This is a genomic window from Autumnicola tepida, assembly GCF_031846485.1.
Taxonomy (GTDB): Bacteria; Bacteroidota; Bacteroidia; order Flavobacteriales; family Flavobacteriaceae; genus Autumnicola; species Autumnicola tepida.
Genome location: NZ_JAVRHQ010000008.1, coordinates 1 through 17,170 on the forward strand (window position 1 = coordinate 1; position 17,170 = coordinate 17,170).

Below are 17,170 nucleotides of genomic sequence, written 5' to 3' on the forward strand. Positions count from 1 at the left end.
TTTCTGCACTCGGAATTAAGGTGCTATATTCACCTTTCGGATACCATAAGGCCCCCTTACTTTTAGCGGCGATTCTTGAATTGTATATCCGTATGTTTCCAAAGATTGCATTTGCTAAAAAATTAGATCTCTTTTCCCGTTCACGAGCTATAACGCTAAAGCCTTCAGACAAACTTCTATTAATTTGAAGACCCTTCTTAATGTTGATTCCGGAAATATTGTAATTGTCAACACAAATTTGCACAGCTGAGCGCCATCCCCAGGTATGATCAAACCCACCACTAGTTTCTATTGAACAATTTTCTATAGTTGTAACACCACTAAAATTATTGTTCACCTCCTTATTTACTGTAGGAAAGGTTGTGCTTATTAAAATAGCGGAACCTTGCGAACCACCGCTAAAGAAACAATTTTCGATTTTGTTACTCTCCCCTCCGTAGATAGAAGCCCCATTTGCTAAAAAGGGTAACTGAGCCGTACATCTTGTTATTAAATTGTTTCCAGGTTTATATTTTTGCTTTCCGAAGGTCGCCGGCCAAATTGCAAATGAATCATCGCCGGTACCTCGCGCAGTACATCCATTCATAACAGATTCAGTCATACCTATACAAAAGTTAACACCGTCGGCAATAGTATTTCGAAAACGACAATCTTTGACCATCAATCTTTTGGAATTATCAACCCAGATTCCAACTTTAGTATGTTCTATCCACACCCTGGAAATAGATGAGTTTGTTCCAAAGGAACCAACTATGCCGTCATTAGGTTCACTATCATTTCTGTAGTCTAATACAATTGGCACCTCAAAACATGCCTCTTTCATTCTTCCTTAATAGCAGGTAAGGATATCTGATGAGCTTTTGAAATACTTCTTCCAATTATTAGGAAATCTGGATCAGAGGTTTTATTATTCCGCCAGCTCTTTAGTAATATTAATCATTCCATTGGTGTGCAAAATCTCAGGTAATCCGTGTAGCCGTAGTCAGGATATCTTATACGCCACGAGTTTTTAAATCGTTGAGTCTACCTGGAGATTTTCATTTAGTTCCAAATTCCATAAATCACCTCAAGAAACTAATTATTATAATTAAAAGGTGGATCTGTTAGCCAAATACCCAGCCTTTTGAAGGTTTAATATTCCAGTTTAACCTTCGAAGATATTATTAATATCTGTAAATATTCCACCAAAAGATTTTGTCAAAATTTCCTGAGGAACACTTTCCTTATCAAACAGAGACCTCTTCATCTTTTCCAACTTAAAGTCCATTATTTTCCTCCCCATCCGCATACACTACCAACTCCCCAGGCTTTAATGCAAAAAACGGCTGGCCCTTATCCTGGCCAATTCCCGCTCATAGGTGGTCATGCAGGTCTCTAAATTGAGGCTATAACTCCTGTTTATAATGGTAGTAGGAATAGCAAGAGCCTTAGCTTCATTTGAGCAGACTATTTCACAACCGTCATTATTGCTAAGTACCACGACAGGTTTACCAGCCCGGGGTTAAACATCCTTCACATGAGGCATAAAACTTATTACAGTCTACAAGTGCAAATATTACAGGTTTTTATTACAGCCGTAACCATCCCCCAGATGAGAAATTCGTTATCACTAGTAACCTTAATTGGCTTATAGTTTTCCTTTTCGGCCAATAAGATATTATGAATATTTTCAAGGGTCAAAATCTCCTGGAGTTCCCTAATCAGTTCAAAAATGATGAAGATTGTAAAGAATACCTGGCTGGAATCAAGTGGAGTGATGGTTTCCAATGCCGCAAATGTGGCCATAAAAAACTTTAGGTAAGGAAGGATTTCTCAAGAATCTGCAATATTTGTGCGCACCAGAACTCCGCTACCTCCAATACCCTGTTTCTGTTCGTTTCGGGGCTACAGAAAAGACAGCCCGTTTGTTTATGCATAAAGTACGGGAGGCCATGGAGAGCAATGGCAATCATTCAATGAGTGGAACTATCTACATCGATGAATTTGTACTGGGTGCACGCGAGAAAAAACAAATTGGCAGAAGTTATAAAGCTAAAAAAAGAAAGCAATAACGGCTGTTGATCTAACGGATGATGACAAGGTGAAAAGGATGTATGTTATGAGGATCGATGATTTTTCGGCCAGGTCCCTGCCATATTTTTTTGTTGATCATATTAATGCGAAAATAACAACTGACAGGTGGAGAGGGTATAAACCCATTGCAAAGGCTTAGGATATCATTCAGATTGAGAGCAACGGTGGCTTAATTTCAAAGCTCTTCATACAATTATATATCAAATAAAGTCCTGGATAAGAACAACCTATCCCTGACTGAGTGATTCAACATCAATAGGTATTTTAGTGAATTCTGTTATAGGATTATCGTTCACAAAGCAAGACTACAATCTTCACTAATCTATTATCAACATGATCAAAAAGGATAAAGTATATCATGAACAAATTATCTGCAATTAACTACTGACCTCTGTAAAATTATATCCTGCCCCCATAAAATTATTTCTTTCACAAGAAAAACCTGTTTTTATTAGTGTTCAACAAAAGTTAAATTAGTTAAATTGCAGTATGTAAAGATTATCAAAATCTATGAAATCTACGGAAAGCCCCTTGTCATCTGCGCCATCATTCAGTGTTGAACAGCTATTAAAAGAGCTGCCCGTTCCTTTATTTACCTGTAACAGACAGGGAATTTTACACCTCAGCAATACTGCCTTCGATGAGCTATGTGAATTAAAAGCACTTCCCGGAACTTCAGTTTTTGAGATAAAAACCCTCAAGTTTTTTGATGGCAACGGCCGTAGAATTTCTTCAGAAAACTCGCCCCTTCTTGAAATCTTACATTCCCGGAATCCAGTTATTAATAAACAGGTAAAGGCTGGGCCTAAGAATCAGTCCTTCCTTTTGAGCACTTCATTTTCATTAAAGGCCGATCAGGGAGAACAGCTGGTAAATTTTTGCCTTATACCCAATTATTCGACAGAAAGTGAAGAAATAAAAAATGCCAGGCTCTCGGCTATAGTAGAGTACTCCAACGATGCCATTATCAGCAAAGATCTAAACGGGCACATTACCAGTTGGAACAAAGCAGCGGAAAAGCTTTTTAAGTACACCGAAGAAGAAGTGATAGGTAAACATATAAGCCTTCTTTTTCCTGAAGATCGGCTAAAGGACGAACGCATGATTCTGGATACAATAAAAAGAGGAGAACAAATTAAGCATTTTGAGACTATTCGCCTGGACAAGACAGGGAAAGAGATCCCGCTTTCGTTAACCATTTCGCCCATCAAAGATTCTGCGGGCAGGATAATTGGCGCTTCAAAAGTGGCCCGGGAAATTTCAGAGCGATTGGAATCTGAAAAAAAACAGGCGCATCTTTCTGCTATAGTAGAGCATTCAGACGATGCTATTATCAGCAAAGATCTTAATGGTACGATTACCAGCTGGAATCATGGAGCCTCAAAAATCTTTGGATATTCGGAAGAAGAGGTATTGGGAAAACCCATCACTTTGCTGATTCCCGCCGAACGCCTTCAGGAAGAAGATTTGATACTGAAAAAAATAAAGAGCGGGGAAAAAATTCAGCATTTTGAAACGGTACGGGTAACAAAGGTAGGTAAAGAAATACCCGTTTCGCTTAGTGTATCTCCCATAAAAAACCTGCAGGGAGCTATTATCGGGGCCTCCAAAATTGCTCGTAATATTGAAGAACAGATCAGATTCAGGAAAAAGATTAAAGCTTATAATGTAAAGCTTAACATCCTTAATTCTGTTGGCCGCGACATTTCTTCAAACCTGGACGTACAGACGGTGATACAAAAGGTCACCGACGCATGTACTAAACTTTCAGGAGCGAAATTTGGAGCTTTTTTCTATAATACCGAAAATGGAAATGGCGAATCGATGATGCTTTATACGCTCTCCGGAGCCCCGAAAGAAGCGTTCGAAAATCTGGGAATGCCCCGCCATACAGCAGTATTTCAGTCTACTTTCACAGGACAGGGTGCCGTGCGAATAGATGATATAACCAGTGATGCGCGGTACGGCCAAAATTATCCTTTCAACGGAATGCCCCCGGGCCACCTAAAAGTAGTAAGTTATATGGCCATTCCGGTTATTTCGTCCTCCGGAAAAGTTACAGGAGGACTGTTGTTTGGACATCCGGAGAAAGGCGTCTTCCAGGAGGAACATGAAATGATGATCAAGAGCATTGCGGCACAGGCAGCCATTGCATTGGACAATTCCAGGCTTTTTGAAAGAGTGAAATCACTGAGCGAAAAAAAGGATGAATTTATTGCACTGGCGAGCCACGAATTAAAAACTCCATTAACTACCGTGAAGGGATATTTGCAGATACTGGAAAAGAAAATTGAAGAGCCCTCCAGCAGGTTGTTTCTTTCCAAGGCTTTGGAACAGGCCGATAGGCTACATACTCTCATAGAAGATCTTTTAAACATGTCCCGGATTGAAGCAGGGAAACTGGAATTCCATTATGAAGAGTTCGATCTCAGGGAAATGCTTCTCGATTTAGCCGAAACTTTTAGCCATAGTGCATCCACTCATCAAATAATAACCAATTTGGGGGAAAATCCGGTTATAGTAAAAGCCGATAAGCAGCGTCTTGAGCAGGCACTAATTAATTTGCTTAGCAATGCGGTAAAATATTCCCCTACGGCGCAAAAAGTACATTTAAACCTTTCGGTTAATGATGAAAATATACGGGTTGGCGTCCGGGACGAAGGAATTGGCCTTACGGAAGAAGAACAAAAGCAGGTATTCAGCCGTTTTTACAGAGCAGAATCTACAAAAGGGATTAATGGCCTTGGGCTTGGCTTGTATCTTACCAAACAAATTATTGATGCCCATCATGGCCAGCTGGCAGTAGAAAGTAAAGTGGGAGCAGGCTCAGAATTTTATTTTATGCTACCCCGGATTTGCTAAATTTAACCCGCATCTAAGGCATTTTTAACAAAGCCTTAAATTTTAAAGAATTAATGAAACTATATCTTTGATTTTTTAGAATTAAAAGATGAAAAAGGTTTATTTAGTGGAAGATGATTATGGGCTACGTGATTTAATGAGTGTTCTTCTTATCCATAAAAATTTTGAAGTACAGGCATTTCCAAATGCCACCTCCTTTACTAAAACCATCAACAAGGAAATCCCCGACCTCATCCTGATGGATATAATGCTACCTGACGGTAACGGTGTCGATCTCTGCAAAAATTTAAGAGATGCCAGGGAGACAAAGGAAATCCCGATTTTATTGATGTCTGCACATGCAAATCCGTCTATTGCTGATGGATCTGGAGCCGACGCATTTTTACCCAAACCTTTTGATGTTGAAGAACTATACCAATGCATCGAAACAGTTCTTGAAGCAAGACTTTGATAATAGAGCATGAAAAATTAATAAAGATATATTCATTCCTGATGACGAGCTAAAAAAATTTGTGGATGAAATAACAAAAAGTTCTTCGAAAAAATTCTGTTTATCACGCTTTATCCTGTTGTAAAGTGCCAGGGAAAGCAGCAGGCAATATTTTGCTCCAGGTTTACACTTATTCGATAATTACCAGGGCTGAAAATAGCTTCCGTCTCTCACTTTCAGTAGCTTCATTAATGTTTGGAAACTTCTTTTAAACCAGTACCCACAATTGAGATAGAGCCAGCGAACTTAATTCAACCTCCTACAAATTCTTTGGAAGTGCACATTACTGTAAAAGCTTCCGCTTCAGAAAAGAAAATAGAACATTCCAGGACTGCGAACATCATCCAGGTATAATTTTCTCATATTTTCTATTCTTCTTTCAAAAATTAAATCTTATGCTGAAAAATTCAAATAGCTCATAAATAGAATTGTAGGTAAAAACTTACTGTATAATTAATATTACTTCTCTCTTATCTCTTTGAGAACCGCAGAATAGCTGTACAGCAGCTGCCTCTTCTTTGGCTGCACAAAACCTGTTTAAGTGTTAGTTTTGAGGTATGAAAGGAAAAAATTTGTTTTTTCTTGTTAAAAAATACTAAATTAACCACCGATTTCTTAAAAGAAAAGAAAAAATTTTCTCTTTCGATCTTTATGAAATCTTAAAGTGAAAACCGATTAACCGCCCCAAATCGCATCATATGAAAATAAATTACTTAGCATCCCATTGCAAAAGGCTTAATTTTTTCCTAGCCTAATCGCTTAAAATTTTTTGAAATAACACCAAGGTAGGAAGTAAATCCCTGCCCTTTATATCTGCTTTCCTTAAATCAACCTAATATTTCACATCTAACCTTCTCTATTATTACCAATGAAACATTTCTACAAAAAAATCAATAAATTTCTCTGCTCTGTAGCACTATTATTTTCCTTTCTTACAGCCTCAGGACAGGATATGAACTTTTTTAAATTTGAGAATCACGAAAATACTTATACCTGGCCTACTAATATGAGCCGACATGGTTTTGTGCGGACATATCCAGCTATGACCGATAGTGAGGCTATTTATGCCTGGACCATTAAAATTGTCGCAGATGGTTACTGGCCAGGCCGGTTGGGCTGCTCCTTTGGTATAGCTTCCTATCCGCAAATTTACCCTATTGACCACGAAGTAGGAATGTATGCAGATGAATGGGCCTTTAGGGGCAGGGATGGTTTAAAGAGGCATGTCGACACCGAGAATTTTGGTACCGCCTTAAGAACACAAGGTGAATATGCCAGATTAGTGTTAGACAGGACTACCGGAAACCTGCGCGTCTATACAAAGCGTTTGGGAGAAGAAAAATTTAGCCTGGAAGCAAATAAAATCATGTTTACCAATGTTGAGCCACCGGAAGGCACATTTTTTTTGCCAGTAGTTTCAGCCATGGGCTGGAAGACAGTAACGGTGGAATTAGTAGAAAGCAGTATATACCATAAACCATTTGATTCGTATGACTTTACGAAAGATAACCTCCCGAAATTTGATCCCGGCTTTATTGAGGTAACCAGTAATGAGAAAGCTGTGTCTGAAGAAGCTCCGGTAGATTTTGGGGAAGCTACAGTTTTTGAAAATACAAGGCGTCGTACCATCAAAGTACAGAATATTCATAGGGGAGCTGTAATAATTAATGGGACTAGATCCATAAAAATAAGTGGTGCAAATGCCGAAGATTTCTCAGTAGTTTCTATGCCTGCTTTAACAATGGAATATACACATAAAGCAGATTTAGTGCTTGATTTTGATCCAAAAGCTGCGGGACTTCGAACCGCCACAGTTACCATTAATGGTGACGGGGGAGAGAATGTACCCTATAGTTTCGATATCCAGGGAACCGGTATTGGCGGCTGCACCATGACCGCTTCCATAAGTTCCAAAATTAATGTAGGCTGTAATGGAGACTCCACCGGAACAGCTACAGTTACACCTGCAAATGGCATAGCACCCTATACCTTATTATGGGATGATCCCACTGCACAGAACACCGCCACAGCTACAGAGCTTTCTGCCGGCTCTTACTCTGTAACAGTTACCGATGCTAATGGATGTACAGACACGGCTAGTGTTACTATTACAGAACCGGTACCATATAAGGTAGACGCTCCGACCAATGTTACTGCCTGCGGCAGCTACAGCCTTCCGGCATTAACTAAAGGAAATTACTATACACAGCCAGATGGTGAAGGAACAGCACTTTCAGCCGGAGCTCAAATAACCAGTACGCAGACTTTATATGTCTACGGAAAAAATGAAAATGGCTGTTCAGATGAGAACAGCTTTGAGATTACCATCAATAAGAACGATATTGAAGAGGTAACTTTCTCTAATGATGAAGTGGTATATGATGGCAATGCGCACACATTAGCAGTAGCCGGATTACCCGAAGGAGCAACTGTTGATTATGATGTAAGCAATACTTACACCAATGCTGGCAGCTATAAAATTACCGCAACGATAACTTCAGCCCATGCCAGCTGTGGGGACAGAACATTAACAGCCACGCTTACTATCAAAAAAGCCGAAGCGGTAATCACTGCCGAAGCCGTTCAAAACTTTACTTATGACGGGACGGTTAAAAATGTTTCAGCCAAGCTGAATCATACAGAAACCGATTTAAGCTTTAGTCCGCAGCAAGGTTACACCGCAGCAGGAACTTACCCTGTAATAATTTCAGCGGAAGAAACCGATAACTATTTGTCGGCTTCTAAAAATGTTTCGCTGGAAATCGAAAACGCCGAAATTGAAGGAGTTGTTTTTGCCGATGATACTTTTATCTACGACGGGACAACGTACAGCATTTTTGTGGAAAATCTTCCTGAAGGCGCAACCGTAAAGTATGAAAACAACGGCCAAATTAATGCCAATACTTATAAAGTAACTGCAACAGTAAGCCAGGAAAATTACAATGATGAAGTACTCACTGCAAATCTTGTGATCAACAAAGCTGAAGCGGTAATCACTGCCGAAGCTGTTCAAAATTTTACTTATGACGGTTCTGTTAAGAATGTTTCAGCCAAGCTGAATCATTCAGAAACCGACTTAAGCTATAGTCCGCAACAGGGATACACCGCCGCAGGAACATATCCTGTAACAATTTCCGCGGAAGAAACCGATAATTATTTATCAACTTCCACAGATGTCTCCTTGGTGATCGAAAATGCCGAAATTGAAGGAGTCACTTTCACCGATGACAGTTTTGTCTATGACGGCACCACTCAAAATATTTTTGTGAAAAACCTTCCTGAAGGGGCTTCTGTAACTTATGACAATAACGGGCAAATCAATGCAGGAACTTATAAAGTAACCGCTACCGTAAGCCGGGAGAATTATAACGACCTGGAACTTTCTGCCAATTTGGTCATCAAAAAAGCCGAAGCGGTAATTACTGCTGATGCTACGCAGACATTTACCTATGATGGAACGCTTAAAAATGTCTCAGCCAAACTGAACCATGAGGAGGCGCAGCTGACTTTCAGTCCGCAGCAGGGATATACCGCAGTAGGAACTTACCCGGTAAAAATTTCTACGGAAGAAACCGATAATTATTTTTCGGCTTCCAAAAATGTCTCTTTGGTAATCAAAAATGCCGAAATTGAAGGAGTAACTTTTGCAGATGACAGCTTTGTCTATGACGAGACAACGCATAGCATTTTTGTAGAAAACCTTCCTGAAGGTGCTTCTGTAAAGTATGACAATAACGGGCAAATCAATGCAGGAACTTATAAAGTAACCGCCACGGTCAGCCAGAAAAATTATAATGATAAAGTTCTGACTGCAAATCTTATCATCAAAAAAGCCGAAGCCGTAATTACTGCCGAAGCTGTTCAGACTTTCACTTATGACGGGACGGTGAAAAATGTTTCAGCGAACCTGAACCATTCAGAAATTGATTTAAGCTTCAGTCCGCAGCAAGGTTATACCGCAGCAGGAACTTATCCAGTAACAATTTCCGCGGAAGAAACTGATAACTATTTATCGGCTTCCAAAAATGTTTCGCTGGTGATCGAAAATGCCGAGATTGAAGGAGTTGTCTTTGAAGACGATAGTTTTGTTTATGACGGGAAAACGCATAGCATTTTCTTGGAAAACCTTCCTGAAGGTGCTTCTGTAACGTATGGCAATAACGGGCAAATCAATGCAGGAACTTATAAAGTAACAGCAACCGTAAGCCAGGAGAATTATAATGACCTGGAACTTTCTGCCAATTTGGTCATCAAAAAAGCCGAAGCGGTTATCACTGCGGAGGCTACTCAAACCTTTACATATGACGGGACGGTGAAAAATGTTTCAGCGAAACTGAATCATTCAGAAACTGGCTTAAGCTTTAGCCCGCAGCAAGGATATACTACAGCAGGAACTTATCCAATTATGATCACTGCGGAAGAAACTGATAATTATTTATCAGCTTCCACAGATGTCTCCTTGGTGATCGAAAATGCCGAAATTGAAGGAGTTGTTTTTGCAGGTGAAAGTTTTGTCTATGACGAAACCGCACACAGCATTTTTGTGGAAAACCTTCCTGAAGGGGCTTCTGTAACGTATGACAATAATGGCAAAATCAACGCTGGAACTTACAAAGTAACCGCAACAGTAAGCCAGGAGAACTTTAATGATGAAGTGCTGACTGCAGATCTTGTCATCGAAAAAGCTGAAGCGGTAATCACTGCCGATGCTGTTCAGAGCTTTACTTACGATGGAACAATCAAAAATGTTTCAGCTAAGCTGAACCATGACGAGGCGCAGCTGACTTTCAGTCCGCAGCAGGGTTATACCAAGGCCGGAACTTACCCAATCGTAATTTTCGCGGAAGAAACTGATAATTACTTGTCGGCTTCCAAAAATGTCTCTTTGGAAATCAAAAATGCCGAAATTGAAGGAGTAACTTTTGCAGATAATAATTTTGTTTATGATGGGACAGCACACAGTATTTTTGTAAAAAATCTTCCTGAAGGTGCAACCGTAAAGTATGAAAACAACGACCAGATCAATGCGGGAACTTATAAAGTAACTGCAACCGTTAGTCAGGAGAATTTCAATGATAAAGTACTCACTGCAGACCTTGTCATCAAAAAAGCCAAAGCAATAATCACTGCCGAAGCCGTGCAGACCTTTACTTATGATGGAACAGTTAAAAATGTTTCAGCTAAGCTGAATCATGAGGAAACTGAATTAATTTATGCTCCGGCACAAGGATTTACCAATGCTGGAAAGTATGACATAACCATTTCAGCGGAAGAAACAGACAATTATTTGTCTGCTTCAAAAGAAGTTTTGCTGAAAATTGAAAATGCAGAAATTACAGGAGTGGCTTTCGAAAATGAAACTTTCACTTATGATGGAGAGGTTCATAGCTTAGCCATATCCGGTCTTCCTGAAGGCGCCACAGTGAAGTATGAGAACAATGACAAGACCAATGCAGGTACTTATAAAGTGACTGCCACGGTAAGTCAGGAAAACTACAATGATAAAGTACTGACTGCTAATCTTCTCATCAACAAAGCTGAAGCAATAATCACTGCGGAAGCCGTTCAGACTTTCACTTATGACGGCACACTTAAAAATGTTTCAGCCGACCTAAACCATGAGGAAACTGAATTAATTTATGCTCCGGCACAAGGATTTACCAATGCTGGAAAGTATGATGTAACTATTTCTGCTGAAGAAACCGATAATTATTTATCGGCTTCCAAAGAAGTTTCCCTGGAAATCGAAAACGCGGAAATTGAAGGATTAGCTTTTACTGATAATAGTTTTATCTACGACGCAAATTCTCACAGTACTTTTGTGGAAAACCTTCCTGAAGATGCTACCGTAAAGTATGACAATAACGGGCAAATCAATGCAGGAACTTATAAAGTAACCGCAACGGTAAGCCGGGAAAATTATAATGATAAAGTACTGACTGCAAATCTAATCATTAAAAAAGCTGAAGCCTTAATCACTGCCGATGCTGTTCAGACCTTTACTTATGACGGAACGGTTAAAAATGTTTCAGCCAAGCTGAATCATTCTGAGACTGAATTGGTTTACAGCCCGCAACAAGGTTATACCGCAGCCGGAACTTACCCGGTAACAATTTCCGCGGAAGAAACCGATAACTACCTATCGACTTCCAAAAATGTTTCGCTGGAAATCGAAAATGCCGAAATTGAAGGAGTAACTTTTGCAGACGACAGTTTCATCTATGACGGGACAGTGCATAGCATTTTTGTGGAAAACCTCTCTGAAGGTGCAACCGTTAAGTATGACAATAACGGCCAAATTAATGCCAATACTTATAAAGTAACTGCAACGATCAGCCAGGAAAATTATAATGATGAAGTACTCACTGCAAATCTTGTGATCAAAAAAGCTGAAGCGGTAATCACTGCCGAAGCTGTTCAGACCTTCACTTATGATGGAACGGTTAAAAATGTTTCGGCTAAACTAAATCATGAGGAGGCGCAGCTAACTTTTAGTCCGCAGCAAGGATATACTGCAGCCGGTACATATCATGTAACAATTTCCGCGGAAGAAACCGGCAATTATTTGTCTGTTTCCAAAGATGTCTCTTTGGTGATCGAAAATGCCGAAATTGAAGGAGTTGTTTTTGCAGATGACACTTTTATCTATAATGGCGAAGTTCACAGCATTTTCCTGGAAAACCTTCCGGAAGGTGCAACCGTAAATTATGAAAACAACGACCAGATCAATGCGGGAACTTATAAAGTAACCGCTACAGTTAGCCAGGAAAACTATAATGATAAAGTGCTGACTGCAAATCTTGTGATCAACAAAGCTGAAGCGGTAATTACTGCCGATGCAACGCAGACCTTCACCTATGATGGTACGGTTAAAAATGTTTCAGCTAAACTAAATCATGAGGAAACTGCATTGACATATTCTCCTGCACAAAGCTATATCAACGCAGGTACTTATGAAATAACTGTTTCAGCTGAAGAAACTGACAATTATCTGTCAGCTTCCAAAGACGTTTCGCTGAAAATCGAAAATGCGGAAATTGAAGGAGTGACTTTTGCCGATGCCAGTTTTGTCTATGATAATACAACGCATAGCATTTTTGTGGAAAATCTTCCAGAAGGAGCAACCGTAAAATATGCCGATAATGAGCAAATTAATGCAGGTACTTATAAAGTGACTGCAACGGTAAGCCAGGAAAACTACAATGATAAAGTCCTGACTGCAGAGCTTGTCATCAAAAAAGCCGAAGCGGTAATTACTGCCGAAGCTGTTCAAACCTTTACCTACGATGGAACGATTAAAAATGTTTCAGCTAAACTGAACCATGAGGAATCTGCATTGACCTATGCTCCGGCACAAGGGTTTACAAACGCAGGAACTTATGAGGTAACAATTTCTTCCGAAGAAACAGAGAATTACCTGTCCGCTTCAAAAGAAGTTTCCCTGGTAATCGAGCCGATAGAAATTGAAGGGCTAAGTTTTGAGGGTGCCACTTTTACCTACGATGGCCAGCCACACACTCTTAGTGTGATTGGACTCCCTGAAGGTGCAAGTGTAAGCTACAATAACAATGCTAAAACAAACGCCGGAAGTTATACGGTTACCGCAAGCGTAAGCCTGGAGAACCATATTGATAAAGTGCTGTCTGCAGAGCTTACTATTAACAAGGCCACGCAAAGCATCACTTTTGATGAACCTGCAGACAGGAACCTGCAAACCGATGATAACTTCCTGCTGGATGCTACTTCAACTTCAGGATTGGCTGTGAAGTACACCTATACTTCTGAAAACACCGAACCTGCAGCCACGGTAAGCGAGCGCGGATTTGTAAGGCTGCTTGCCGCAGGCGCCATCAGCATTACCGTTACCCAGCCTGGCAACCAGAATTATGAAGCTGCAACTCCTGTTACCAGGACACTGAACATCGTAAACAGTACTGCAAGACTGGACAACGTGGTGATCAACGGTACCTCCTACTCCAATCCTACCACAGATATTTATTACCTGATTGGCTGTGGCAGTGATGAAGACCAGGTGCAGATCCAGCTGGAATCCAACCGCGGTTCTTCCGCAGATCATGCAGAAATGTTTACGATCGAAACACCTGCTCCCGGGATTTACAACAAAACCATAATGGTGACTTCAGGAGATGGAAATGCCAGCAGGACCTACCATATCAAAGTTGAGAAAACCTTTGATTTTGAGGATATCGTGGTGCAGAAGTTCAATAATGTATTGTTGGTAAACAACAATCCCGCAACCAACGGGGGGTATAAGTTTGAAAGCTTTAGATGGTACAAAAACGGAGCCCTTATCGGAACCGGGCAATACTTTTCTGAAGGTGACAACGCCGGTGATGCGCTGGATGCCCAAAGCAATTACTATGTGGAAATGACCACTGAAGACGGAGAGGTATTAAAAACCTGTTCCACTACCATCCAGCTGAGAAGCTCCTACAACGTGGTGCTGTCTCCAAACCCGGTAAATGCAGGGGCATCTTTAGAGTTGCTTGCAGATTTCCCGAAAGAAGAACTGGCTACCATGCAGCTTTCCATCCATAACCTGAATGGGGCGCTTATTGAAAGAATGAGTTCCAATAAGAAAATTACCACCATCGAGCTGCCGTACAACGTGCAGGCAGGTGTTTACATCCTTAGCATTAAAACAAACAAACGCAGTAAATCGCTAAAATTTATTGTTCGCTAACGGGAACGGAATTCATTCTAAATCATCAAATAAAATCTTATGAAATTCAATTATAAAAATACTTACCGGGGCAAATCAATTATGAAGCTGTTACTGCTTATGCTGGTTTGCGCTGCCATGGGAAATTCCTATGGGCAGTCTAAAAACGAAGTTTCCTTTTACCTGGAGGGCTCCTTCTCAAAACTTGATTATGAAGTCCTACAGGATAAAAGCGAGCTGGAAAACGGTTTTGGCTTTGGAGCGCAGTATGCGTATTATCTTTCTGAAAACTGGAGTATCGGCACAGGTGCAGGACTTCAGTATATGGAAGGCGCTGCTCAGCTCTCCTCTGTAGCAGATGCTTATGCCACTGCAGATCCGGAAGGAGAAGCATTTGAATTCCGATACCAGGCAGAAGATTTCCGGGAAAACCAGTACGCGTATTTCCTGAATGTGCCTTTAAAAGTTCAGTTTGAAACCGGGGACATTGCCCGGTTTTATGCCGCGGCAGGTGCAAAGATGGGTTTTGTGCTTAAATCTGAATATGAAACAGAGGCTTCTTCGCTGGCCACCAGCGGGTATTATGAGCAGTATTATGCGGAGCTCCGCGAGCCGATGTTCGCCGGGTTTGGGGATTTTGGGGCTCTTAATACTTCAAGGTCTGACCTTGGGCTTCAAACCAATTTGATCCTTAACCTGGAAACAGGGGTGAAATTCATGCTGGAAAATGACCAGACACTCTACATGGGCTTGTTTGTAGACTATGGGTTAAAGGACATAAAGCCTGAAAAAAACGGGCTAGACCTTATTGCTTATAATGCTGAAGATCCCATGAACTTTACAAATAACAGCCTGCTTACTTCAGCAAGTAATACAGCATCCACGGCATATGTAGATGAAGTAAAAACCCTGGCTTTCGGACTTAAAATCAGGTACGGCTTCCGGTTTTAAACAGGGAAATAATTTGCATCAAAATCAGCCTCTTCAATTAGGAAGGGGCTGATTTTTTTGCACATGCAGTAGATGGAGATGGAAATTGGTTACCAAATTTTTCTCTACAAAAGAAGGTTACCTTCAAAAGATTCCGACAAAAGAGATAATAATCCTTCTTTTGATTCTTTTCTATAAAACCGGCCAACTTTTTAAAGTTGATAATGTGTTGAAGCGGGATCAATTTTTTTCAGCCTCTGGAAAGACTTGTAATTACTTATAATTTGAAAAACCGGTCATTCCCTCCCATTCACTTTTCACGCGAGTCTGCTTATTTCATCCCCTGATTCTAAGGCTGAACTTCTTAAAAATAAAGAAAAAACTATGCATTCTACCCGTGAAGTACCAGGATAGGAAGCTGGTTATTTACCATAGAGCAAAGGCCATAGCGGGTATGTAACAGCCGGTCACATACATTCAGATTTTTTCCCAGCACTACGATAATATCAAATTTTTCCTGTATTTCCAGAAGAACATCCCTGCTAAAAATGGCCGGTTCTGCCATATCTATGTAATCCACCTTTGCCCCATTCAGCAGGTCCGGAAGTTTATGCGCTACCGTTTCCTCTTTTTTAACCCCAAAATCATTTTCCTCTATTTCCACTACGGTCATTTGTGTATCCTTAAGAAAACTGCAGTTTTTAATATGCTGGTATATCCTCTCTTCAGACAAAACCGAATAATCTATGGGCAAAATACTGGTTTCAGGCTTTCTATATTTTTGATTTTCGGGCACTGCCACAATATTGCACTTAATTTTTCGCACCACCTCATAGGCATGGTCCCCCAATAGAGGATGATGCCTTACATCACGGCTTATCGCTCCAATAAAAATAAGGTCGATCTTCTTTTCTGCAACGCACCTTCGCACCGCATTAATAAGGTTTTCTGAAGATAAAATGCTGTGAAATTCCAGTTTTAAATTGTTGGAATACTGTTGAAATAACTCAATACTTTTATGCAATTTCCCGGATATTTCCACCATTTTTCGCTCCAGAACATCGGGCACCGCTTTCTTAAAGTTAATATTCTGGATATTGAGCACATAAATCTGGCCCGGAGCATTGCCAAGGAAATCCAGGGCATACTTGCCTGTATTATTCGACACTTCTGAAAAATCAGTCAGGATTAGTACATTCATCACATCGGGTTCAAATAACTTCATACAAAATTATGAGAACCATAGAGCTGGAAAAATGACCAAAATCATTTACAGGGATCTTTTAAAAAAGGTTTGCAATTTCAGCATTTTCACTTCAAAGTTAAAGTAACCCTTTCCTTAGTTGTTTGAGGGTTAAGTATTTAGGATTTTGAGCTGAAAAAATTAATGAAAAAAGCATGGCGAGAGAGATAAAAGATCTTTTTTCTTGGCTAAGATTTTATACTACAAAAATTGGCTGATTTTTTACATGATATATTCAGGTATAACAGAAGAGGCCTACAGATTGTGGCCATCATTATGTCCAGCTGCTTCAATTTTCAAGTTATAAATTCTTGTTTTCCTCTTCATCCTCTTCATCTTTCATTAAATCATCTAAAAAATCTTCCAGGGAACGATTGTTTTCAATTTTTTCTTCATCGGTCATTTTTTCGTACTCTCCCATGCTCTGTTCAATATTATTCAATTGTTCCTGTACCTCTTCTTCTTCAAAGCCCGCAAAGGTCATTTCATAAAGACAATGCGCCAAGATCTCCAATTCTGTAAATTCCTTTAAACTTTCTTCATTAATATCCATACCCAACCATTTCTTCCAGGGAGTGAATTCTATGGCCTGGGAAAATTCTTCTTCCTCATTTTTTGGATGCTTATATCGGCCAGAAACATCAACGTAGGCTGAACCATCAAAATGATCAAATACTGTCTTAACCACAATGGTCATATCGGTTTCTTCCGGGTTCATCATCAACAAATTCGCATATACATCTTCATATCCTTCACTGTTCTTCTCTTCCCCGGGATATAAATCGAAAAGAATGGTTGAAATACTTAACCAGAAATTATTTTGTAGAAGTTGTTTTAGGGTCATAACCTGAAAATTTCAATTAAACACAAGGATGTTATTGATGTTTTT

At 40.0% G+C, this 17,170-nt stretch carries 6 protein-coding genes and 3 pseudogenes; 5 read left to right on the forward strand and 4 right to left on the reverse strand.

The window, feature by feature from the left end:
* Together RM553_RS08120 and RM553_RS08125 are read right to left on the reverse strand one after the other, a co-directional pair.
* Positions 1-823 (reverse strand): annotated as a pseudogene (locus RM553_RS08120) (hypothetical protein); the annotation flags it as partial.
* A 588-nt stretch (positions 824-1,411) separates the two neighbouring features.
* Positions 1,412-1,556: pseudogene (locus RM553_RS08125) on the reverse strand (Y-family DNA polymerase); the annotation flags it as partial.
* 103 nt (positions 1,557-1,659) lie between these two features.
* Between RM553_RS08125 and RM553_RS08130 the strand changes: the two are divergent.
* The 5 genes and pseudogenes from RM553_RS08130 to RM553_RS08150 all read left to right on the forward strand — a co-directional run bounded on the left by RM553_RS08130 (position 1,660) and on the right by RM553_RS08150 (position 15,059).
* Positions 1,660-2,454: pseudogene (locus tag RM553_RS08130) on the forward strand (IS1595 family transposase).
* A 129-nt stretch (positions 2,455-2,583) separates the two neighbouring features.
* Positions 2,584-4,935, forward strand: a complete 2,352-nt coding sequence (locus RM553_RS08135; protein WP_311534427.1) for a sensor histidine kinase — start codon at positions 2,584-2,586, stop codon at positions 4,933-4,935.
* Positions 4,936-5,023: 88 nt separating this feature from the next.
* Entirely contained in the window at positions 5,024-5,386 is a 363-nt protein-coding gene (locus tag RM553_RS08140) for a response regulator transcription factor (protein ID WP_311534428.1), read from the forward strand.
* A gap of 991 nt (positions 5,387-6,377) precedes the next feature.
* Positions 6,378-14,129, forward strand: a complete 7,752-nt coding sequence (locus RM553_RS08145) for an MBG domain-containing protein (RefSeq protein WP_311534429.1) — start codon at positions 6,378-6,380, stop codon at positions 14,127-14,129.
* A gap of 39 nt (positions 14,130-14,168) precedes the next feature.
* A complete protein-coding gene (locus RM553_RS08150; protein WP_311534430.1) occupies positions 14,169-15,059 on the forward strand; it encodes an outer membrane beta-barrel protein in 891 nt (296 codons plus the stop codon).
* A gap of 370 nt (positions 15,060-15,429) precedes the next feature.
* Here RM553_RS08150 and RM553_RS08155 read toward each other — a convergent pair whose 3' ends face one another.
* Together RM553_RS08155 and RM553_RS08160 are read right to left on the reverse strand one after the other, a co-directional pair.
* On the reverse strand, positions 15,430-16,263 hold the full coding sequence (locus RM553_RS08155) for a universal stress protein (RefSeq protein ID WP_311534431.1): 834 nt from the start codon (positions 16,261-16,263) through the stop codon (positions 15,430-15,432).
* A 319-nt stretch (positions 16,264-16,582) separates the two neighbouring features.
* The gene (locus RM553_RS08160; RefSeq protein WP_311534432.1) at positions 16,583-17,125 is read right to left on the reverse strand and encodes a DUF6557 family protein; all 543 of its coding nucleotides are present in this window, start codon (positions 17,123-17,125) and stop codon (positions 16,583-16,585) included.
* Positions 17,126-17,170 lie beyond the last annotated feature (45 nt).